The organism is Paenibacillus sp. J22P277 (assembly GCF_059383675.1).
Genome location: NZ_JBXENS010000004.1, coordinates 125,040 through 144,796, shown reverse-complemented (window position 1 = coordinate 144,796; position 19,757 = coordinate 125,040). Strand labels below are relative to the sequence as shown.

General features: G+C 54.9%; 18 protein-coding genes. 15 read left to right on the top strand and 3 right to left on the bottom strand.

Annotated features, from left to right (window positions below; translation table 11 throughout):
• Window positions 1–36: 36 nt before the first annotated feature.
• From AC50YL_RS13975 to serC, 9 genes are all read left to right on the top strand, one after another.
• On the top strand, window positions 37–450 hold the full coding sequence (locus AC50YL_RS13975) for a YugN family protein (RefSeq protein ID WP_494832802.1): 414 nt from the start codon (window positions 37–39) through the stop codon (window positions 448–450).
• Window positions 451–619: 169 nt separating this feature from the next.
• Window positions 620–2,275, top strand: coding sequence for a S1C family serine protease (locus tag AC50YL_RS13970; RefSeq protein WP_494832800.1), 1,656 nt, complete (start codon window positions 620–622; stop codon window positions 2,273–2,275).
• A 217-nt stretch (window positions 2,276–2,492) separates the two neighbouring features.
• Window positions 2,493–3,185 carry a response regulator transcription factor gene (locus AC50YL_RS13965; RefSeq protein ID WP_494832798.1) on the top strand — a complete coding sequence of 231 codons (693 nt, stop codon included), beginning with the start codon at window positions 2,493–2,495 and terminating at the stop codon, window positions 3,183–3,185.
• 6 nt (window positions 3,186–3,191) lie between these two features.
• The gene (locus tag AC50YL_RS13960) at window positions 3,192–4,658 is read left to right on the top strand and encodes a sensor histidine kinase (protein ID WP_494832796.1); all 1,467 of its coding nucleotides are present in this window, start codon (window positions 3,192–3,194) and stop codon (window positions 4,656–4,658) included.
• A 66-nt stretch (window positions 4,659–4,724) separates the two neighbouring features.
• A complete protein-coding gene (locus AC50YL_RS13955) occupies window positions 4,725–5,675 on the top strand; it encodes a 4-hydroxy-3-methylbut-2-enyl diphosphate reductase (RefSeq protein ID WP_494832794.1) in 951 nt (316 codons plus the stop codon).
• Window positions 5,676–5,692: 17 nt separating this feature from the next.
• The gene (locus AC50YL_RS13950; protein ID WP_494832792.1) at window positions 5,693–6,202 is read left to right on the top strand and encodes a DUF2062 domain-containing protein; all 510 of its coding nucleotides are present in this window, start codon (window positions 5,693–5,695) and stop codon (window positions 6,200–6,202) included.
• A gap of 135 nt (window positions 6,203–6,337) precedes the next feature.
• Entirely contained in the window at window positions 6,338–7,399 is a 1,062-nt protein-coding gene (gene aroF, locus AC50YL_RS13945) for a 3-deoxy-7-phosphoheptulonate synthase (RefSeq protein ID WP_494832790.1), read from the top strand.
• Window positions 7,400–7,668: 269 nt separating this feature from the next.
• On the top strand, window positions 7,669–9,093 hold the full coding sequence (gene glnA / locus AC50YL_RS13940; protein ID WP_494832788.1) for a type I glutamate--ammonia ligase: 1,425 nt from the start codon (window positions 7,669–7,671) through the stop codon (window positions 9,091–9,093).
• A gap of 204 nt (window positions 9,094–9,297) precedes the next feature.
• A complete protein-coding gene (gene serC, locus AC50YL_RS13935) occupies window positions 9,298–10,386 on the top strand; it encodes a 3-phosphoserine/phosphohydroxythreonine transaminase (protein ID WP_494833407.1) in 1,089 nt (362 codons plus the stop codon).
• 243 nt (window positions 10,387–10,629) lie between these two features.
• Here serC and AC50YL_RS13930 read toward each other — a convergent pair whose 3' ends face one another.
• Complete coding sequence (locus tag AC50YL_RS13930; RefSeq protein WP_161744934.1) at window positions 10,630–11,358, bottom strand: response regulator transcription factor; 729 nt, start codon at window positions 11,356–11,358, stop codon at window positions 10,630–10,632.
• 112 nt (window positions 11,359–11,470) lie between these two features.
• Here AC50YL_RS13930 and trmL point away from each other — a divergent pair, with 112 nt between their 5' ends.
• The 3 genes from trmL to AC50YL_RS13915 all read left to right on the top strand — a co-directional run bounded on the left by trmL (window position 11,471) and on the right by AC50YL_RS13915 (window position 13,994).
• The gene (gene trmL, locus AC50YL_RS13925; RefSeq protein ID WP_494832785.1) at window positions 11,471–11,935 is read left to right on the top strand and encodes a tRNA (uridine(34)/cytosine(34)/5-carboxymethylaminomethyluridine(34)-2'-O)-methyltransferase TrmL; all 465 of its coding nucleotides are present in this window, start codon (window positions 11,471–11,473) and stop codon (window positions 11,933–11,935) included.
• Window positions 11,936–12,083: 148 nt separating this feature from the next.
• Window positions 12,084–12,332 carry an AbrB/MazE/SpoVT family DNA-binding domain-containing protein gene (locus AC50YL_RS13920; protein ID WP_161744932.1) on the top strand — a complete coding sequence of 83 codons (249 nt, stop codon included), beginning with the start codon at window positions 12,084–12,086 and terminating at the stop codon, window positions 12,330–12,332.
• Between the two features lie 465 nt (window positions 12,333–12,797).
• Window positions 12,798–13,994 carry an aminotransferase-like domain-containing protein gene (locus AC50YL_RS13915; RefSeq protein ID WP_494832783.1) on the top strand — a complete coding sequence of 399 codons (1,197 nt, stop codon included), beginning with the start codon at window positions 12,798–12,800 and terminating at the stop codon, window positions 13,992–13,994.
• A 133-nt stretch (window positions 13,995–14,127) separates the two neighbouring features.
• Here AC50YL_RS13915 and AC50YL_RS13910 read toward each other — a convergent pair whose 3' ends face one another.
• Both AC50YL_RS13910 and AC50YL_RS13905 read right to left on the bottom strand, forming a co-directional pair.
• The gene (locus tag AC50YL_RS13910) at window positions 14,128–14,448 is read right to left on the bottom strand and encodes a Rieske (2Fe-2S) protein (protein ID WP_494832781.1); all 321 of its coding nucleotides are present in this window, start codon (window positions 14,446–14,448) and stop codon (window positions 14,128–14,130) included.
• Window positions 14,449–14,452: 4 nt separating this feature from the next.
• Window positions 14,453–15,214 carry a DUF2161 family putative PD-(D/E)XK-type phosphodiesterase gene (locus tag AC50YL_RS13905; RefSeq protein WP_494832779.1) on the bottom strand — a complete coding sequence of 254 codons (762 nt, stop codon included), beginning with the start codon at window positions 15,212–15,214 and terminating at the stop codon, window positions 14,453–14,455.
• 453 nt (window positions 15,215–15,667) lie between these two features.
• Between AC50YL_RS13905 and AC50YL_RS13900 the strand changes: the two genes are divergently transcribed.
• The 3 genes from AC50YL_RS13900 (at window position 15,668) to AC50YL_RS13890 (ending at window position 19,756) form a co-directional block, all read left to right on the top strand.
• On the top strand, window positions 15,668–17,563 hold the full coding sequence (locus tag AC50YL_RS13900) for a PrkA family serine protein kinase (protein ID WP_161744928.1): 1,896 nt from the start codon (window positions 15,668–15,670) through the stop codon (window positions 17,561–17,563).
• A gap of 156 nt (window positions 17,564–17,719) precedes the next feature.
• Window positions 17,720–18,097 (top strand): LytTR family transcriptional regulator DNA-binding domain-containing protein, encoded by a 378-nt coding sequence (locus AC50YL_RS13895; protein ID WP_494832776.1) that lies wholly within the window; start codon window positions 17,720–17,722, stop codon window positions 18,095–18,097.
• A gap of 198 nt (window positions 18,098–18,295) precedes the next feature.
• Window positions 18,296–19,756 carry a circularly permuted type 2 ATP-grasp protein gene (locus tag AC50YL_RS13890; RefSeq protein ID WP_494832774.1) on the top strand — a complete coding sequence of 487 codons (1,461 nt, stop codon included), beginning with the start codon at window positions 18,296–18,298 and terminating at the stop codon, window positions 19,754–19,756.
• Window position 19,757 lies beyond the last annotated feature (1 nt).

Here is a 19,757-nt window from a genome sequence, read left to right as displayed (position 1 = left end):
TATCGGTATACTAAGGCCAAGAGGAGAATGCCCGTAATGATCCCCCTTGAATCGAAGCTGGAATCGAGCGAGAAAGAGTTTACCGAAGTGAAGAGCATGCTGGAAGAGCAGCAGTTCGCGCTGGGCGGAGATTGGAATTACGACCACGGTTATTTCGACCGCTACTTGGACGAGGAGCACATGGTCTGGCTGCGGATGCCTTTCAGCGTCATCAACGGCAGTATCGACGACACGACGCAGGACTTGGATGCCAAGATCATGCTGGGCCAGCCGTTCGTTCTGAAGCATATCTACAACGACGGGCTCGACAAGGAAGCGCATATGAAGACGATCGGGAGCTTGATGGATCAGTTTCAGGAGCCGGTCGATGCCGATGCCGAAGTGGAATCCAAATGGGTGAACCAGGCGAAAAAGGTGCTCGTCGAGGTAGAGGAGCGGCTGCTTCACTAGCGGCGCTGATAGAGGAACCGAGAAGCCGGGTAATGCTGCGTATGCGGCATCCCGGTTTTTTTATTTGGCATTATAACAATTTTAAGTTTGATTTAAGGTAGATTGTGCATGATAGAACTATAGAACGGCAGCAAGCAAGTCTCATGGGATACTTAAGGAGGAATTTACGATGGACGATCAGAACAAGAAAAACGACTACGACGATTTCTTTAAACCGGCGGGCAAAGGGAATGACGACGGGAACGACGGGAACGGCGAGTCCGCTAATAGAGCGCATGAAGAAAAACACGAAGACGGCGAAACGGGGAAATCGTCTTACTATTATTCTTACGGGCCTTTCAAGCCGGGCATGGGCGATTCCCCAGGGCAAGACGATCGGGCCGTCGATAACGGCTTCGAGCCGCGCCAAGGCGACGTGCCTCAAAGCGACCACAGTCATGTGGAAGTAACGCCGCCGACGCAGCTGAGAGCGTTCGCGCCGTCGCAGCCGGCCTCGCCGCGCAGCGGTTGGCAGGCGAAAGAATCGCGCCGCTCGCCGTTCAAAGCGATGTTCGCTTCGTTCCTGGTCGGGGTCGTGGTAGTCGGATCGCTAATGTTCGTCTCCGATAGGGAAAACTGGTTCACCTCGGAACAGGCGTTGTCGCAAACGTCTCCGAGCTCCGCGTCATCCGCGATCGGCAAGGCGGGAGACAGCGGCAGCGTCTCCGCGGCGGCCGACGTCGTCAGACCGAACAATATCGCGCAGCTGTTCGAGAAGGCGAGTCCGGCGGTCGTCAAAATCGAGACGTTCACGAAGCAGCAATCGGGCGGCGGCCAACAAGGCGGCAATTTCGATGACTTCTTCAGCCAGTTCTTCGGCGACGACGGCAGCGGCGGCCAAGGTCAAGACAACGGCCAGGACAACGGCAGCCAAGGCAGCGGAGAATTGACGCCGGAAGGCATCGGTACCGGATTCTTCTTCGATGCCAGCGGCTATATTCTTACGAATCAGCACGTCGTGGCCGACGCCGACGAGGTTCAAGTTACCGTGCAAGGCACCAGCAAGCCGTACGTGGCGAAGAAGCTTGGCTCCGACTACAACTTGGACCTTGCCGTCCTGAAAGTCGAAGGCTCGAATCCGTTCCCGACGCTTCCGATCGGCAGCTCGGATAAAATCAATATCGGCGACTGGGTCGTCGCGATCGGTAACCCTTACGGCTTCGACCATACCGTCACGGTTGGCGTGCTGAGCGCCAAAGAACGTCCGATTTCCATTCCGGATACCGAAGGCACCCGCGAATATCAGCATTTGCTGCAAACGGACGCCTCCATCAACCCCGGCAACTCCGGTGGCCCGCTGCTTAACCTGAACGGCGAAGTCGTCGGCATCAATACGGCGGTCAGCTCGCAAGCGCAAGGCATCGGATTCGCGATTCCGACCAGCACGATCACCGAGGTGCTGGATAATCTGAAGTCGAACACGGCCATTCCGAAGACGCCGGTACCGTTCATCGGCGCGACGCTCGCCCCGATCAACGACGCATTGGAGCAAGAGCTTGAACTGTCGAGCCAAAACGGTTCCGTCGTGTCCGATATCATCTACAAATCGCCGGCCTACATGGCGGACTTGAGACAATACGACGTCATTACGGGCATGGACGGCACGAAATACAATTCGCCGGATGACCTGATCGCCGTCATCAAGAAGAAATCGGTCGGCGATAACGTCACGCTGAACATCATCCGCAACGGTCAGAAGATGGATTTGAAGGTAACGATCGGCAACAAAAACGACTTTGATACGCAAACCAACCAACAACAGCAACAACAGCAGCAGCAACCATAATCTGAATTGCGACGCGAATAATTTGCAAGGGGAATAACGTTCGCCGATACGACCCATAACCGGGCACCTTCCAAGGGCGCAAGCAGTCTTATAGGCTGATCTTGCGCCTCTTTATTTGGAAATAATGGGAGGTGCGAGTTTCGTCCGGAATTGATCTTGCGTTATAATATAGGAAGTTTTATTCGATAAATTAGTTATCTGACGTTGGGGGATAGCCATGAGACCGCATATATTGGTAGTGGACGACGATGAGAAAATCACCTCTTTGCTCAGGCGCAGCCTGGCCTTCGAGGGATACGAGGTAGCGACGGCGAACAACGGTCTCGAGGGCTTGAAGCAGATGCTGTCCAGCGACCCGAGTCTGTTGATTCTGGACGTGATGATGCCGCAGGTGGACGGATGGGAAGTGTGCCGGCGGGTCCGGGAGGGCGGCAGCTCCGTTCCGATTTTGATGCTCACCGCGAAGGACGATATTCAAGACCGCGTTCGCGGGCTCGATCTGGGAGCCGACGACTATTTGGTGAAGCCGTTTGCGCTGGAAGAGCTGCTCGCTCGCGTCCGTGCGCTGCTTCGCCGCAAGCCGGATAAGCTGGAAGAGAGCTCGAGCCGGCTGCAATTCGAGGATTTAACGCTCGATCTGGATTCGCGGGAGGCGATCCGGAGCGGACGCAGGATCGACTTGACGGCGAAGGAATTCGATCTGCTCCAGCTGCTGATGCAGAATCCGCGCAGAGTGCTGACGCGCGATGCGATCATGGATAAGATTTGGGGATTCGATTACAGCGGGGAGTCCAACGTGCTCGAGGTATACATCGCCATGCTGCGCCAGAAGACGGAGGACGGCAGGAGTTCGCGGCTGATCCAGACGGTTCGCGGCACGGGTTACGTGCTCCGGGGAGAAGGGGGCTGACGAACGATGTCCATACGGCTGCGTTTGACGTTCTGGTATTCCGCGCTTCTTGCCGTAACGCTGTTGATTTTCAGCGTCTCCATTTATTTGTTCATCAATTACAATTCGTACCGCGACGCCAAGAACGAGATTCAGGAACAGCTGCGGAACATGAACATCGTCGGTTCCGTGGACTACTTCAACGGACTTAATTTGGATTTTGATAATCCGTTCGCCAGCAACGTCTACATCCAAGTGTATAATTTCACGAACGGCGCCGTCGTCCGTTCGGATAATTTGATGCGGGCCAACAAGCAATTCTCGGTGCCGGATCCGAAGAAGCCGATTCGGGAGGGTTACGTCACCCTCAAAGTGGACCAATACAAATTTTTAACGTACCAATATCCGCTGCATCTCAAACAAAACAATCAGCTCGTCGGCATATTGCAAATCGCCGTCTACACGGAACCGATCGACAACTATTTGCGCAACCTGCGGACCATCTTGATTTTCGCTTCTTTCGCCGTGATCGCGATTGCCTTCACGATCGGGCTCTTTCTGGCGCGCCAGGCGCTAAGGCCGATCGAGAACGTTATTCGGGCGACCCGCAGCATCGAGAACGAATCCGATCTCAGCATGCGCATCCCGAGGATCGGGCCCAACGACGAGCTCGGGCGTCTGACCGATACGGTGAACGGCATGCTCGGCAGGATCGAAACGACCTATAACGAGCTTGACGAAGCGTACAAGGCGCAGCGCCGGTTCGTATCGGACGCTTCCCACGAGCTCAGGACGCCGCTTACGACCATTCGCGGCAACATTGAATTGCTCGAACGGATGTGGCCGCCTGCGTTGGAATCCGGGATTGCGGCGGACGGCACGAAGTCCGCCGACGATCATCGCATGACGATGACCCGGGAAGCGATGCACGATATCGCCGGCGAAGCCAAGCGAATGTCCAACCTCGTCAACGACCTGCTGGCGCTGGCTCGCGCCGATGCCGGATACGAGATGGAGAAGACGGTGCAGCCGCTGCTCCCGCTTGTCGAAGACGTCGCGCGCCGGGCGCAGCTGCTTCCGAGAAACGCGGATTGGAAAATCGGGAACCTAAGCGCCCTTCATAACGTACAAGTAGAAGCGCACGCTGATTTCTTGCGTCAGCTGCTGTTCATCTTCGTGGAAAATGCGTTCAAGTACACGCCCAGCGGCTATGTCGAGATGAGGGCGGTGCGCTCGCAGGATCAGGCCGGAATTATCATTAAGGACACGGGGATCGGCATGAATCATGAGGAAGTTCCGCATATCTTCGAGCGCTTTTACCGGGCCGACGAATCCAGGGGAGAGACGAGCGGAACGGGTCTCGGGTTGTCGATCGCGAAATGGATCATCGACGAACACGGCGGGTCCGTCGAGGTTTCGACACGCGAAGGAGAAGGAACGACGTTTACCGTGTGGCTTCCGATTGCTTTCCACGACAGATCGAATGAAGTATAATGAAGGAACTAGGTATCATGACCTCGTTAATCGTTGGTTTCGCAGGAAAGCAGGTGCTGGTTTTCGATGGAAATTGTAAAAATATCGCCGCGCGGCTATTGCTACGGCGTCGTGGATGCAATGGTCTTGGCGTTGCAAACGGCCCGCAACTTGGATTTGCCGCGGCCGATCTATATTTTGGGCATGATTGTTCATAATAGTCATGTAACGGAAGCATTCAAGCAGGAGGGCGTCATTACGCTCGACGGCGAGAACCGTCTCGAGATCTTGGAACAAATTTCGAGCGGAACCGTCATCTTTACCGCGCACGGCGTGTCGCCGGAAGTCCGCAAGCGCGCGAAGGAAAGAGGACTTACGGTCGTCGACGCGACGTGCCCCGACGTGACGAAGACGCATGACTTGATCCGCGAGAAAGTGGCGGAGGGGTACGAAGTCATCTATATCGGCAAGAAGGGACATCCGGAGCCGGAAGGCGCGATCGGCATCGCGCCCGAGCATGTGCACTTGATCGAGCGAGAGGCGGAGATCGAGTCGCTGGCGCTTCGATCGGACCGTATCATCATTACGAATCAGACGACGATGTCCCAATGGGATATTCGTCTCTTGATCAGCAAGCTGCTCGAAGCCTTTCCCGCCGCCGAGATTCATAATGAAATTTGCCTGGCTACGCAGGTTAGGCAGGAAGCGGTCGCCGAGCAGGCGAAGGAAGCGGAGCTTTGCATCGTCGTCGGCGATCCTCGAAGCAACAATTCCAATCGGCTGGCTCAGGTATCGGAAGAAATCGCCGGGGTTCCCGCCTACCGCGTCGCGGACGTGTCCGAGATCGACAGGCGGTGGCTGTCCGGCAAGAAGCGCGTCGCCGTGACTTCGGGAGCGTCCACGCCGACCCCGCTGACGAAGGAAGTCATCGCGTATCTGGAACAATATGAAGACAAGAACCCTGAAACTTGGGAGATTCGGCGCACGGTCAATATGAATAAATTGCTTCCGGCCATGCGCGTGAAATCGTCCCAGTAGTGAAAGGAGCGCATGTTATGGCAGCATCAAGAAAACCGCGCTCGATCCAACGTTGGCTAAAATATAAATACACGCAGCTAATGCGGGCTCCAGGGGGACCCGCAATGGTAGCACTCGGATTTTCAATCGGCATTTTCGTTGAAATGTTCACGCTCCCGACCTACGGGCTTGCGTTTTTCTTGATATTTCCGCTCATTTATTGGATGCGGGCCAGCTTGGCGGGCGCTTTGGTCGGATTTGTTTTCGGTAAAATCATCTTCATCCCGGTAGCGTTCGTCAACAGCATGGTCGGAGGCTTGGTGCTGCCGAAGCATATCAAGTTCGAGATTCCGATCATTCCCGACTGGCTCAACCATATTTTGCTGGTGAACTTGAAGCTGATCGCGGGCGGGATTATTGACGGGTTTCTGCTAGGAGCGATCTTTTACTTCCCCGTCAGGATCGCTATCAAGTACGTGGCGGATAAACGCAAAGAGAAACGCAAACTGCGCCGTACCGCGCTCGAAGCCAAGCCGGTAACCGAATAAACGCCAGCCGGTCTCTTGACGAGGCCGGTTTTTTCTTGTATATTTACTTTAGCGATTAAAAGCTTAAAAGCCAAAAAGCGTCGAAGCTTAAAAGCGTATACGCGTCTAAGCGCGATAGAGAGGGAGCGTTATCCTATGATCGTAATTACGAAGAACAACGAACCGGAAGAGAGAATCCTGGAAATAGTCCAACATATCGAGCGGGCGGGCGTGCAGGCGCATGTGTCGCGGGGAACGGACCGTACGGTCATCGGCATCATCGGCAAGGCGGAGCCTACGCTCGCGGAACATCTGCGTCAAATGAAGGGCGTCGAGAACGTCATCAAAATCTCGAAATCCTACAAGCTCGCGAGCCGCGATTTCCATCCCGACGATACGATCATCGATATCAAAGGCGTCAAGATCGGCGGAGATAACCTGACGATCATGGGCGGCCCTTGCGCCGTGGAGACACCGGAGCAGATCGACGAGATCGCCCGTCTCGTCAAGGCAGCCGGCGGCCAGGTTCTTCGCGGAGGGGCTTTCAAGCCGCGCACGGGCCCTTACAGCTTTCAGGGCATCGGCGTAGAAGGGCTGGCGATGATGGCGGAAGCGGGCAGGAAGCACGGCCTGCTTACGATTACCGAAGTCATGACGCCGGAATACGTGGACGTTTGCTGCGAGTACGCCGATATTCTTCAAGTCGGCACGCGCAATATGCAAAACTTCGACTTGCTTCGCAAGCTCGGAACGGTCAAAACGCCGGTGCTGCTCAAACGCGGATTCAGCGCGACGTACGATGAATTTCTGAATGCCGCCGAATACATCCTTGCGGGCGGAAATCCGAACGTTATGCTTTGCGAGCGCGGAATCCGAACATTCGAGACTTACACGCGCAATACGCTGGATTTGGCTGCCATTCCGGTGCTCCAAGGGCTGAGCCATCTGCCGGTCATCTCGGACCCGAGCCACGGCACGGGGCGCCGCGAGCTGGTGGAACCGATGTCCAAAGCTTCCGTTGCCGCAGGAGCGAACGGGCTGATTATCGAGATGCATACCGACCCCGACAACTCCATGACGGGAGACGGCGTTCAATCCCTGTTCCCGGATCAATTCGCGAAGCTTCTGAAGGAGCTGGAGCAGCTTGGCAACCTCGTCGGCAGGCGGTTCGATACGCCGAAGGAACCCGCGGAATATTTTACGACATGGATCAAATAAAAGGCGCGCAAGCGGCGTCGTTATAGGAAACGCGAAGTCGAAATGCCTCTCCCGAGGGGCGTTTCGGCTTTCTTTTTTACCCGGTTTTCGCGGCCGAAATGATAAATGAAAATTATGTGAAGTTAGCTTACAATAGGGTCAAAAAATACCTAACATAGCTATTGACGAAGATTGGCCTTAATTCTATAATAACGTCATAGTTTCAGTGCAGAAGTTGAACAATTAATGTCCTACACATCGCAAATGTTCGGAAATGGAGGAAATACCTAATGTCAGTTCAAAACGTTTTGGACACGATTAAAGAAAACAATATCATGTTTGTCGATTTCCGCTTCGTGGATCTGTCCGGCCACGCGCACCACATCACGCTTCCTGCGACGGAAGTGGATGCCGATACGTTTGTTAACGGCGTAGCTTTCGACGGTTCGTCGATCCCGGGTTTCCGCGGTATCGAAGAGTCCGACATGGTTATGATGCCGGACACGGATTCCAGCTTCATCGATGCTTTCACCGATCACCCAACATTGAATATTATGTGCAACATTTACACGCCTGATGGCGAGCGCTACGAGCGCGATCCGCGCGGCATCGCGCAAAAAGCGGAAGAATATCTGCAAACGACAGGCGTGGGTACGGCAGCTTTCTTCGCGCCTGAATCGGAATTCTTCATTTTCGACGATGTTCGCTACGAGAGCAAAATGAACACTTCCTTCTACTCCGTTGATTCCGCCGAAGCGGGCTGGAACACGGCTAAAACGGAAGAGGGCGGAAACCTTGGTTACAAAGTCCCTGTCAAAGGCGGCTATGTACCGGTTGCTCCGGTCGATTCCCAACAAGACATCCGCAGCGAAATGGTTCGTTTGATGCAAGAATCCGGCCTTCGCGTCGAGCGTCATCACCACGAGGTTGCAACTGCCGGCCAAGCCGAAATCAACTTCCGTTTCGACACGCTGACGAAAACTGCCGATAACCTTCTGAAATATAAATACATCATCAACAACGTTGCCCGCCAATGGGGCAAAGTCGCAACCTTCATGCCTAAACCGCTTTTCGGCGACAATGGCAGCGGGATGCACGTGCACAGCTCGATCTTCAACGGCGATTCCCCGTTGTTCTACGAGAAAGGCGCTTACGCCAACCTGAGCCCGCTGGCACTGAACTACATCGGGGGTATCCTGCATCACGCTCCGGCGCTGATCGCGATCACGAACCCTTCGACGAACTCGTTCAAACGTCTGGTTCCAGGCTACGAAGCACCGGTTAACCTCGTATTCTCGAAAGGCAATCGTTCCGCTGCAATCCGTATTCCGGTTGCTGCCGTAACGCCGAAAGGCTGCCGCATCGAGTTCCGTACGCCGGATTCCACGGCTAACCCTTACCTGGCATTCGCAGCGATGCTGCTTGCAGGTCTGGACGGCATCAAACGCAAACTGGATCCGATCGCGCTTGGTTATGGACCGTTCGACAAAAACATCTATGAGCTGTCCGACGAAGACAAGAAGGAAATTCGTTCGGTACCAGGTTCCCTGGACGAAGCGCTTGACGCTCTGGAAGCCGATTCCGAGTTCTTGACCGAAGGCGGCGTATTCACGCAAGACTTCATCGATAACTATGTAGCATTCAAACGCTCCGAAGCAAAAGCTGTCGCAATCCGCGTTCATCCGCACGAGTACAGCCTGTACTTCGACTGCTAATTTGCTCTCATACACGATTTCTTGGCGAGTCCTCCCCGGAGGGCTCGCTTTTCGTTTGGACGATGGAAATGAAAATCCGGGAAAGTGGCTAAATCCGAATATTGTTCATGCATAATTTCGTTTTTGTTCGACTTTATGACTTGATGCCAAGCCGCAAAATTGCTATCATACTCATAAGCAAATCGAAGAGTGGAGTGAGTGTCAGTGACGAATCGCGCGTACAACTTTAATGCCGGACCGGCGGCGCTGCCGTTGGAAGTGCTGCAGCAAGCGCAAGAGGAATTTATCGATTATGCGGGGACGGGCATGTCCATCATGGAAATGTCGCACCGAAGCAGCGTTTTCGAGGGCGTCAATGACGGAGCCCAGTCGCTGCTGCGCGAATTATACGGCATTCCGAGCCATTATAAAATCTTATTCCTGCAAGGCGGAGCGAGCACGCAATTCGCGATGATTCCGATGAATTTGCTGACGGCGGGCAAGACGGCCGCGTTCGTGCATACGGGGAGTTGGGCGGAAAAGGCCATCAAAGAAGCGAAATTGTTCGGCGATACGGCAATCGCGGCGACGTCGGAAGCCGACAAATTCAACCGCATCCCGCAGCTGAGCGAGATTCGGGTTCCCGATAACGCAGCTTACCTGCACATCACGTCCAACGAAACGATCGAGGGCACGCAATATGCCGCATATCCGGCAACCGCAGACGTAACGCTGATCGGCGATTTGTCCAGCGATATCTTGAGCCGTCCCGTCGATGTGAGCCAATTCGGCATGATTTACGCAGGCGCGCAAAAAAACCTGGGACCTTCGGGCGTGACTATCGTCATCGTTCGCGAGGATCTTGTCGAATCCAGTCCCAAGACGCTCCCGACCATGCTTCGTTACGACACGCACGTCAAAAACAACTCCCTGTACAACACGCCGCCTTCTTTCTCCGTTTACCTGGTCGGCCTGATGCTCAAGTGGGTGCAAGCGAAGGGCGGCGTCGCTGCGATGGAGCAGCTTAACCGCGATAAAACGAAGCTGATCTACGATGCGATCGACCAAAGCGGCGGTTTCTATCGCGGCTTCGCGGACCTGGGCAGCCGTTCCCTGATGAACCTTACGTTCCGTCTCGGCACGGAAGAGCTGGAGAAGCAGTTCGTCAAGGAATCCGAGCAGCAGGGCTTCGTCGGGCTGAAAGGACATCGCAGCGTGGGCGGTCTGCGCGCTTCAACCTATAATGCCGTGCCGCTGGAGAGCTGCAAAGCGCTGGCGGAATTCATGGCGGATTTCCGGAAGCGCAACGAATAAAGAGGATTGAGCATGACGAAAGGCTCGGCGCCTCCGGCCGGTTGGATCTCCAATCGCTGTTGCAGTCGGAAATTTTGATTGAACGTATAGAGGTGTATTTCCGACTGCAAAGGCGACCACTTCGTTTTTCCGATTCCAACCGACCTCCGTCCGCCCTTTCTTCGTCATGCTGCATAAAAGGAAAAAGAAGACCGCCGGTCCTCAATTGGACGGCGGTCTTCTGATTGGAACACGGAGTGAAGCTTAGGCCAGCGAAGAATCGGCCGTGCCCGTGGCGCTTCCCGGTCCGGAGAGTTTGTAACCGACGTTGCGGACGGTCATGATATACTCCGGGGTACGGGCGTTCTTCTCGATCTTATCGCGCAGATGGCTGATATGGACGTCGACGATCCGCGTATCGCCCAGGAAATGATAATCCCAAACACCGTGCAGCAGCTGTTGGCGGCTAAGCACTTTGCCGCGGTGACGGCAGAGGAAGAGCAGCAGCTCGAACTCTTTCGGCGTCAGCTCGACCGGCTTTCCTTCGATTTGCACCTCGCGCTGCTCGGCCAACACGGACATGCGTCCGATTTCATGGACGACCGTTTCGCGTGCGCCAGGCAAAGCCTGGGTTCTGCGGAAGATCGCTTGAATCCGGGAGAGCAGCTCCTGCGGAGAGAAGGGTTTGGTCATATAATCGTCAGCGCCGTTGTCGAGACCGGCAATTTTGTCTGTAACGTCCTGCAGGGCGGTTAACATGATGATAGGAACGGCATTGTTTTGTTTGCGGAGTTCCCGGCACACTTGGATGCCATCCATTTTGGGAAGCATGAGATCGAGAACGATGAGATCGGGACGAAACGGCTTCAAGAGGTCGAATACGGCCTCCCCATCTTGGACGCAGCGGACTTCGTAGCCGGCTAGCTTCAAATTAAATTCCAGCAGCATGGAGATGGAAGGCTCGTCATCGACGATTAATATTTTCTTCTTCATCGTTTATGATCTCCTTTTCGTGCAATGATAGTTCTATTGTAAAGGTCGAATTTTCACAAAAGATTAAAAGAGCGTAAAAGCTATGTAAAATATAGTGAGGTGTTTCCAAGCAATGGCATTTCATATCGTACTCGTCGAACCGGAAATTCCTGCCAATACGGGCAATATCGCGCGTACCTGCGCCGCGACCGGGACGATTCTGCATTTGGTGCGTCCGCTCGGGTTTCGAACCGACGACAAGACGCTGAAACGGGCCGGCCTTGATTATTGGTACGCGGTGGACGTCCGTTACCACGATTCCTTCGAAGAGCTGCAGGCGTTGTTTCCGGACGCGAGGTTCTTCTGCGCCAGCACCAGAAGTTCCAAGGTTTATGCGGAACAGAGCTATCGCGACGGGGATTTCTTCGTTTTCGGCAAAGAGACGAAAGGGCTGCCGCAGTCCATTCTGGACGCGTACCCGGACACCTGCATTCGCGTGCCGATGACAGATAAAGTCAGGTCGCTTAACTTGTCGAACTCGGTTGCGATTGTCGTTTTTGAAGCATTTCGCCAGCTGGGGTTCCCGGGATTGGACTAAACCCGCGTTATTTTCGGCCGGAATTTGCAGGATATTAAGCAAATATAAAAATTTGCAGGAATTGATCCGTTACTATCGAACCTATGTAGGATGCAAAACTGTCATCACATGATAGCTTACAAATTGCGACTACAGGAGATGTGTAATTGTGAAACCGGCTGGCGTTGTGCGTAAAGTGGACCAACTCGGGCGCATTGTGCTGCCCAAATCCCTTCGAAAGAGATATCAGATGAACGAGGGCGATCCTGTGGAAATATTAGTTCAGGGAGATCATATCATCTTGGAGCGCTACCGTCCGCGCTGCGTATTCTGCGGCGTGCTGGAGGATGTTCGGGAGTTTAAAGAACGTTATTTGTGCGGCAAATGCATGTCCGACATGGCGCAACTGCGGCGCTAACCGCAGAAATGCGCGGTCGAATTAAAAAGAAGCTTTCGGCAGCTGTTGGTCACAGCCGCTGAAAGCTTCTTTTTAATGGAAACGGACTCTTACAAGCCCTTGGTCTTGTCGTCGTTGTAGGACGCCGTCAACATTGCGACCAAGAACAAAACGGAGACGGTAAGGACGATCAGAAAGTTAATTGTCATTCCTCATACCCCCTAAGGTGCCGGTAATACGGCTTGTCGCTTCGCAAGCACTCCCCTCATTATACCCAACGGACCGCAAAAAGAAAACGATCGAAGATGTGAACAAGTTGTTACGAATTCCTCATGCGGGTTATGTCTGAACCGGCATTGCGCATACGGGGGTTAATCGCCGAATCGCCAATAATGCAGCGCTTTTAAGTGCAGTTTTGCCGCGGACGGGTAGCACCTGCTTCCGATGCTGCGTAAACTGTGGCAACAGGGATTGGGAGGGACGGCGATGATGAAGAATCGGTTAGCGCGCCGTGCGGCGCGACGCGGCGAGGCATCGTTGACGGATATGTTGGCTGTATCCGGGCAAACGATTTCGTTTGCCGGCGATTTGCCGGCTGATGGCGGGATATCGCCGGCGGCGATCGAGCAGGCGCGCGAACGGGCATCAGACGGCGGGGATGCCAGGCTGCTGTCCGTACCGGCGCAAGGACTACAGGCGCTCCGCGAGCAGCTTGCCAAGCGCTTGGCCGGAAAAGGCATCCAAGCGGACCCGGCCGAAATCCTGCTGACGGCCAACCCGGAACGGACCGTACGAATCATCATCGATGCGCTGCTGGTACCGGGGGATTCGGCGCTTGTCCAAACGCCGTCGCACCCGGCTATCTTGCGGGCTTTGAGAACGAACGGCATTCAAATCCTTCAAGCCGCATGCGATCGGGAAGGGATGCTCATTGCCGAAGCGGAGCGGCTTATCGAGGAGCATCGGCCGAAATTGATCTATGCGATGCCCGCCTTGGGAAACCCGTCGTCGACGGCATGGAGCGCTTCCCGCCGCGAAGCGCTGCTGGCAGTAAGCCGGCGTCATGGAATCGCCATTTTGGCAGATGATTCCTACGGCGATCTTCTGTATAAGGAGTCCGATTCGCCGCCCTCGTTGTACGCGTTGGATCGGGAGAGCGGCGGAAGCAGCGTGATCTGCGCGAGCACGTTTGCCGCTGCCCTGTCGCCGCAACTGCGGACGGGATGGGCTGTCGCCGGGACCGGCGTAATCGCCAAACTGCTCGATGCCGGGCTAGAGGCGAAGGCAACTCCCGAAGTTGCGCGCGATCAGGAGACATTGCTCCAGCTCCTGCTCCATCATGATATAGAAGACGATCTGCGCAAGATTAGCATGTCCTATATGGAACGAATGAATCAGCTGCAGGCGTTGCTCCGAAAGCACGACTGGGCCGACATCGCTTGGGAGGAGCCTAGCGGCGGCCTGTTTCTTTGGCTGACGCTGCCGGAAGGACTTGATGCCGAGGCATTGCTTCGCTGCGCATCGGCGAAAGGCGTGACGTTCGATCCCGGCGCTTCGTTCTATGCCGCCGATGCGCCGCGAAATCGGATACGGCTAAGCGTCGCGCAGACGTCCGGCAAACGGCTGGAGGAAGGCATTGACCGTTTGGCCGAAGCCATAGACGAGTTTCTAGCCCGTGCGTAATGCGCGCAATGCGTCATGTCCCGATGATAAATTACCGAACGAAGCAAAAGAACCTCCATCTTCCGCCTGTAAGCGGCGGGACTGGAGGTTCTTTACTGCGCAGTTTTTCGTTACGCTGTTTTTCTTAGGCGATTCAGGCTTTGATCACAAACTGACCGTCCTGAATATCAAGCGGCGCGCAGTCCAGCTGTTCACCGGGAATGTTCGTCGATTCGCCCGTGGCGAGGTCGAAGCACCAGTAATGCAGCGGACAGATCAGCTCGTTCAAATGAGGACGGACCATGCCGCCGGCATGCGGGCAGATCGCCGAGATCAGGTTATACCGCTGAGGCTCCTCGCCGTTGCGCGGCGCTTCTACGATATAATGCGGTTGGTTGTCCACCTTCACCTGCGCGGGAAAGGTTTCGAAATCGGCTACGCTGCCGATGATTTTGATCGCATCTTGCTCGCTCATCGCTTTATTCTCCTTTATAAATGAGTTCGTCTTCGGCTGTCCGCCGGGCGGCGACGCGCTTCTGCTGCCAAGCGGCCAGAATGTCCGCGTTCTGCTTCACGGCTTCTTCGCCCTCGGGCCTTAACCGGTATACGCCGCGTTCCACCCGCTGAAACCAGCCGTAGTAATCTTTTTGCAGGAAATGCGCGGCTCGCGCGACCTCGGTATGTTCGGCGGCGGCCCGCGGTGATAAGCTCCCATGTAGGCTGAGCGCCCAAGCGATCCGCAAGGCCTTCTCGCGATAAGCGGTTACAAGCTTGCGGTTGTTGCTGCCGCCCGTATTGTAATCGCCGGTTCGCTCGCGGAATTCGGTGATCAGGCGCGCTTGCCGGGCGCGCCGTTGTCCGCGCATCGGCGGATCGCCGGGGCGGCAGAGCATTTCCAGCACCGGCGGCTTCGTCTTGAAGAAGGTGACGGTCATGAATCCGATTCCGAGCATCCGGCAGAGCTCGGTCAAATCGCCGAAGCGCTGATTATGGGCGCCGGCTTTCTTGCGGTTGCGTTCGACCGCCAGAATGACGCTGCCGTTCAGCCGCAGCCGCTCGATTCCTTGCAGAAGCAGCGCGAGATTGAACGTTTTCTTCATTTCCACCAGGATCGTATCCTCCGTAGCGGGATGGATGGCGACGAGATCGCAGTGCATGATTTCGCTCTTCACTTCATAGCCCTGCGCTTCGAAATACGATTTGATCGGCTTGTACAGCTCCGTTTCATGTTTGACGGCCAAGTCCCGTCCCCCTTTCGCGCGGAGATTCTTTGGCGATTATAACATATTCGGGCATGTCCCTCAGCTATATTCGGGCGTTACACGGGGTGTCATACATTTTTCCGGCCGCGAACGGGGAATCCGGTCGATTTTTCTTGGCGTTCGACACGGCCGCGGAAGGCTTGGTCATCCGTTGGATTCATTGGGCGCACGGTAGATTCGGCGCCGGATCCGTCCTTGTTTCCAGGCTCGGCGGATGTGGCGATTTTGTAAAAGGAGCCCGCTTCCGCGGCGGATTTTGTAGAAAACTTGTTTAAATTATTGGGCAACTTCCCTTAAGAAAGCGCATAGGATTGTATTACTTCAATAAAAAATGCCGGGCAGCTTTAGAAGGTGGGACCGATTCACGAACCCCCCGCGACCCGCATGATACTGGCGATGAGTAACACCGGGATGGACGAGAGGAGGTACGGCATGGATATTTTGAAACGGATTTCGGAGTACAAGGCGGAAAGTGAGAAGCTGGCTTGGCAGGGCTCCTTCAAGGATTACATCGAGATGCTGAAGCAAGATCCAACTCCAGCCATGACTGCGCATGCTCGTGTCTATGAAATGATTGAGTCGTTTGGGGTGGTGGAAGACGGTTCAAACAAGAAATACAAGTTTTTCGAACAAGAAATATTCGGCTTGGATCGTGCCGTTGAGAAACTGGTAGAGGAATATTTCCATTCGTCGGCGCGGAGGCTCGATGTACGGAAACGGATATTGCTGCTCATGGGTCCGGTCAGCGGCGGGAAATCCACGATCGTGACGATGCTCAAGCGGGGATTGGAACAATTCTCGCGTACCGCGAAAGGCTCGGTTTACGCCATCAAAGGCTGTCCGATGCACGAGGATCCGCTTCACCTGATTCCGAACGAGCTGCGTCCGGAAGCCGAGCGGGAGCTTGGCGTCCGCATCGAGGGCAATCTGTGCCCTTCCTGCCAAATGCGCCTCAAGACGGAATTCGGCGGGGAAATCGAAAACGTGCAGGTCGAGCGCGTACTGATCTCGGAGGAAAACCGCGTCGGCATCGGCACGTTCAGTCCGTCCGATCCGAAATCGCAGGATATCGCCGATTTGACGGGAAGCATCGATTTCTCGACGATCACGGAATTCGGATCCGAATCCGATCCGCGCGCGTATCGTTTCGACGGCGAGCTCAACAAAGCGAACCGCGGCTTGATGGAATTCCAGGAAATGCTCAAATGCGACGAGAAGTTCCTGTGGAACCTGCTCTCGCTGACGCAGGAAGGCAATTTCAAGGCAGGGCGTTTCGCGCTGATCTCGGCGGATGAGCTCATCATCGCGCATACGAACGAAACGGAGTACAAATCGTTCATCGCCAACAAGAAAAACGAGGCGCTTCAGTCCCGGATGATCGTCATGCCGATTCCTTACAATCTCAAGGTGTCCGAGGAAGAGAAAATCTACAATAAACTGATCGGCCAAAGCGACATGAAGCATATCCATATCGCGCCGCATTCCTTGCGGTCGGCCGCGATCTTCTCGATTCTGACCCGTCTCAAGGAAACGAAAAAACAAGGCATGGACCTGGTCAAGAAGATGCGCATGTACGACGGCGAGGAAGTGGAAGGCTACAAGGAAGCCGACCTCAAGGAAATGCAGAGCGAGTACATCGAAGAAGGCATGTCCGGCATCGATCCGCGCTATGTCATCAACCGGATATCCAGCGCCCTGATCAAGCAGGACCTGCAGTGCATCAACGCCCTCGACGTGCTGCGCGCGCTCAAAGACGGGCTCGATCAGCATCCTTCCATCACGAAGGAGGAACGCGAGCGCTACCTGAACTTCATCTCGGTGGCGAGAAAAGAATACGACGGCCTGGCGAAGAAGGAGATTCAGAAAGCATTCGTCTATTCCTTCGAGGAGTCGGCCAGGACGCTGTTCGAGAACTACCTCGACAACATCGAATCCTACTGCAACTGGGCCAAAATCAAGGATCCGCTGACCGGCGAAGAGATGGATCCCGACGAGCGCCTCATGCGGTCCATCGAGGAACAGATCGGCGTCTCCGAGAATGCGAAGAAAGCGTTCCGGGAAGAGATCCTGATCCGCATCTCGTCGTATTCGCGCAAAGGCAAAAAGTTCGATTATTACAGCCATGAACGTCTGCGCGAAGCGATCGAGAAGAAGCTGTTTACGGACTTGAAGGATATCGTCAAAATCACGACGTCCACCAAGACGCCGGACGAGAAGCAGCTGAAACGGATCAACGAGGTTTCGAAGCGGCTGATCGACGAGCATGGCTACTGCCCGGTATGCTCCAACGAGCTGCTTCGTTATGTAGGAAGTCTGCTTAACCGGTAGGAGCGGCATGAAGGAAAAAGTGATCCCGCGGCATGCGACATTCGCATGCCGCTTTCATTTATGCGGCTGCATGAGCCCGAAGCTTTCTCCCCTGCCGGAGGGAAATGTGCTAGAATGGGAACATAAGTTCCTATATTGTCGAAGGAGTGTTTGAATATGAAGCTGTTTCTGCTGAACGAGAACGGGGAATCGGTGTGGGTGGCCATCGCGGAGATTTGCTTGATCTCGCCGACGTCGAACGGGCCGGCGTTCACCGCGAAGGACGGAGCCGTTTACCGCTATCCGGATACGATGGCGCAACTGGTTCGGCATTTCGCCGATTACGGTTTCGAGCGGGTGGACCGGAACGCGATCGCGAATCTGGACGCGGCCGAGTGGTACGACCCCGTGCAGCGCAAGGTGTATTTCCAACTGCCCGAGGAGGATGGCGCGGAGTCGCTGTATGCCACGGTTTCGGTTGCGAACGCGGCTAAGGTGAAGCATATGATCGTTCGGGAAAGCAGCGGAATGTATTCGGCGCATCCGGCCGCGTAACGCTGCATAAGATAGGTAGGCGAAGTCCCTGAAGAGATGGGAAAACCATCTCTATTTTTGTGTAAGGAAAGTTGACATAAACAGCGAGAGTGAGTATGATTTAACTAGCGATAATCCAGGTTTTTCAGGCAAGACAACCTCGAATATTGTTGAAAACTGACGCAATATTGACAACTGATGGTTTTGGAGGCGGTATTCATGTCGATGGCGATGCAATCGCAATTCCATTCTTACGATTCACAATCGTTTTACGATGAAATGTTCGATAAGGAGCTGGCCGTACGCGCGCATTACGAAGGCGTCCATCGAACGTTCGCCCGCATGAAACCGTCGGAGCTCGCAGCCAGGCATGCCGCGATCCAGCAGCGCATGCTCGAGGAAGGCATCACGTTTACCCTGTATGCCCAGAATCAAAGCGAGCCTTTGGAAAGAACAATCCCTTTCGACTACATTCCCCGAATCATCCCCAAGCATGAATGGGAGAACGTCGAACGAGGCATGAAGCAGCGCGTGCAAGCGCTGAATGCCTTTCTTCGCGATATTTATCACGAGCAAGCGATCGTTCACGACGGCATTATTCCACGGGCGATGATTATCGGGAACAAATATTTCCGGCCGGAGATGGCCGGGCTTCACGTGCCGCAGAACGTCTATATGACGACGTCGGGCATAGATTTAATTAGAGACGAGAAAGGCCGTTATTACGTGCTCGAGGACAATCTGCGGACCCCGTCCGGATTTTCCTACCTGTACAAAGGGAGAAGCCTGATGACCGAGCTGTTCTCCGAATTGTACTTGTCGAGCGCCGTAGCGGATATCGAACGCAGCTTGAATGTTTTCCTCGGTTCGCTCCGCAGTCTGGCTCCATCCGGGAAACGCAATCCGCTTATCGTGCTCCTTACTCCGGGAGCTTACAATTCCGCTTATTTCGAACATGCTTTCCTTGCGCAGCAAATGGGCATCCACTTGGTGGAAGGACGGGATCTGGTCTACAAGGACCACAAAATATACTTGCGCGACCTGAGCGGGCTGCGTCAAGTCGATGTCATTTACCGGCGCCTGGACGACGATTATTTGGATCCGCTCGCGTTCCAGTCCGATTCGCTGCTCGGCGTGCCGGGTCTGATGAACGCGTACCGTGCGGGAAATATCGCCATTGCCAATGCCCCGGGAACAGGAGTCGCGGACGATAAAGCAATTTATGCGTACGTGCCGGAAATGATTCGTTATTATTTGAACGAAGAGCCGATCCTGCATAACGTGCCGACGTACGTGCTCTCGCGCAAGGAGGACCGCGAATTCGCCCTGGAACATCTGGATCAGCTCGTCGTGAAAGAAACGTCCCTCTCCGGCGGATACGGCATGCTGATCGGTCCCGCGGCTTCGCAGAAGGAGATCAATATATTCGCGGACGCGATTCGCCGCGATCCGAGCCGGTATATCGCCCAGACGACGATGAAGCTGTCGCGGGCCCCGGTTATGCTTGGCGGAACGATGCAGCCGCGGCATATCGACCTGCGGGTGTTCGTGCTGATGGGCGGCGCGCAGATGCATGTCATTCCCGGCGGCTTGACGCGCGTCGCGCTTCAGGAGGGCTCGCTCGTCGTGAACTCCTCGCAGGGCGGCGGCGTGAAGGATACATGGGTGCTCAGTCGTTAAC

What these genes read in the sequence shown, in the direction of transcription:
- AC50YL_RS13970 (WP_494832800.1), top strand. Translation starts at nt 620, where the DNA reads ATGGACGATCAGAACAAGAAAAACGACTACGACGATTTCTTTAAACCG.
- glnA (WP_494832788.1), top strand. Translation starts at nt 7,669, where the DNA reads ATGTCAGTTCAAAACGTTTTGGACACGATTAAAGAAAACAATATCATG.
- AC50YL_RS13955 (WP_494832794.1), top strand. Translation starts at nt 4,725, where the DNA reads ATGGAAATTGTAAAAATATCGCCGCGCGGCTATTGCTACGGCGTCGTG.
- AC50YL_RS13960 (WP_494832796.1), top strand. Translation starts at nt 3,192, where the DNA reads ATGTCCATACGGCTGCGTTTGACGTTCTGGTATTCCGCGCTTCTTGCC.
- AC50YL_RS13930 (WP_161744934.1), bottom strand. Translation starts at nt 11,358, where the DNA reads ATGAAGAAGAAAATATTAATCGTCGATGACGAGCCTTCCATCTCCATG.
- AC50YL_RS13895 (WP_494832776.1), top strand. Translation starts at nt 17,720, where the DNA reads ATGAAGCTGTTTCTGCTGAACGAGAACGGGGAATCGGTGTGGGTGGCC.
- AC50YL_RS13975 (WP_494832802.1), top strand. Translation starts at nt 37, where the DNA reads ATGATCCCCCTTGAATCGAAGCTGGAATCGAGCGAGAAAGAGTTTACC.
- AC50YL_RS13890 (WP_494832774.1), top strand. Translation starts at nt 18,296, where the DNA reads ATGTCGATGGCGATGCAATCGCAATTCCATTCTTACGATTCACAATCG.
- AC50YL_RS13900 (WP_161744928.1), top strand. Translation starts at nt 15,668, where the DNA reads ATGGATATTTTGAAACGGATTTCGGAGTACAAGGCGGAAAGTGAGAAG.
- AC50YL_RS13915 (WP_494832783.1), top strand. Translation starts at nt 12,798, where the DNA reads ATGATGAAGAATCGGTTAGCGCGCCGTGCGGCGCGACGCGGCGAGGCA.
- trmL (WP_494832785.1), top strand. Translation starts at nt 11,471, where the DNA reads ATGGCATTTCATATCGTACTCGTCGAACCGGAAATTCCTGCCAATACG.
- AC50YL_RS13965 (WP_494832798.1), top strand. Translation starts at nt 2,493, where the DNA reads ATGAGACCGCATATATTGGTAGTGGACGACGATGAGAAAATCACCTCT.
- AC50YL_RS13950 (WP_494832792.1), top strand. Translation starts at nt 5,693, where the DNA reads ATGGCAGCATCAAGAAAACCGCGCTCGATCCAACGTTGGCTAAAATAT.
- aroF (WP_494832790.1), top strand. Translation starts at nt 6,338, where the DNA reads ATGATCGTAATTACGAAGAACAACGAACCGGAAGAGAGAATCCTGGAA.
- AC50YL_RS13910 (WP_494832781.1), bottom strand. Translation starts at nt 14,448, where the DNA reads ATGAGCGAGCAAGATGCGATCAAAATCATCGGCAGCGTAGCCGATTTC.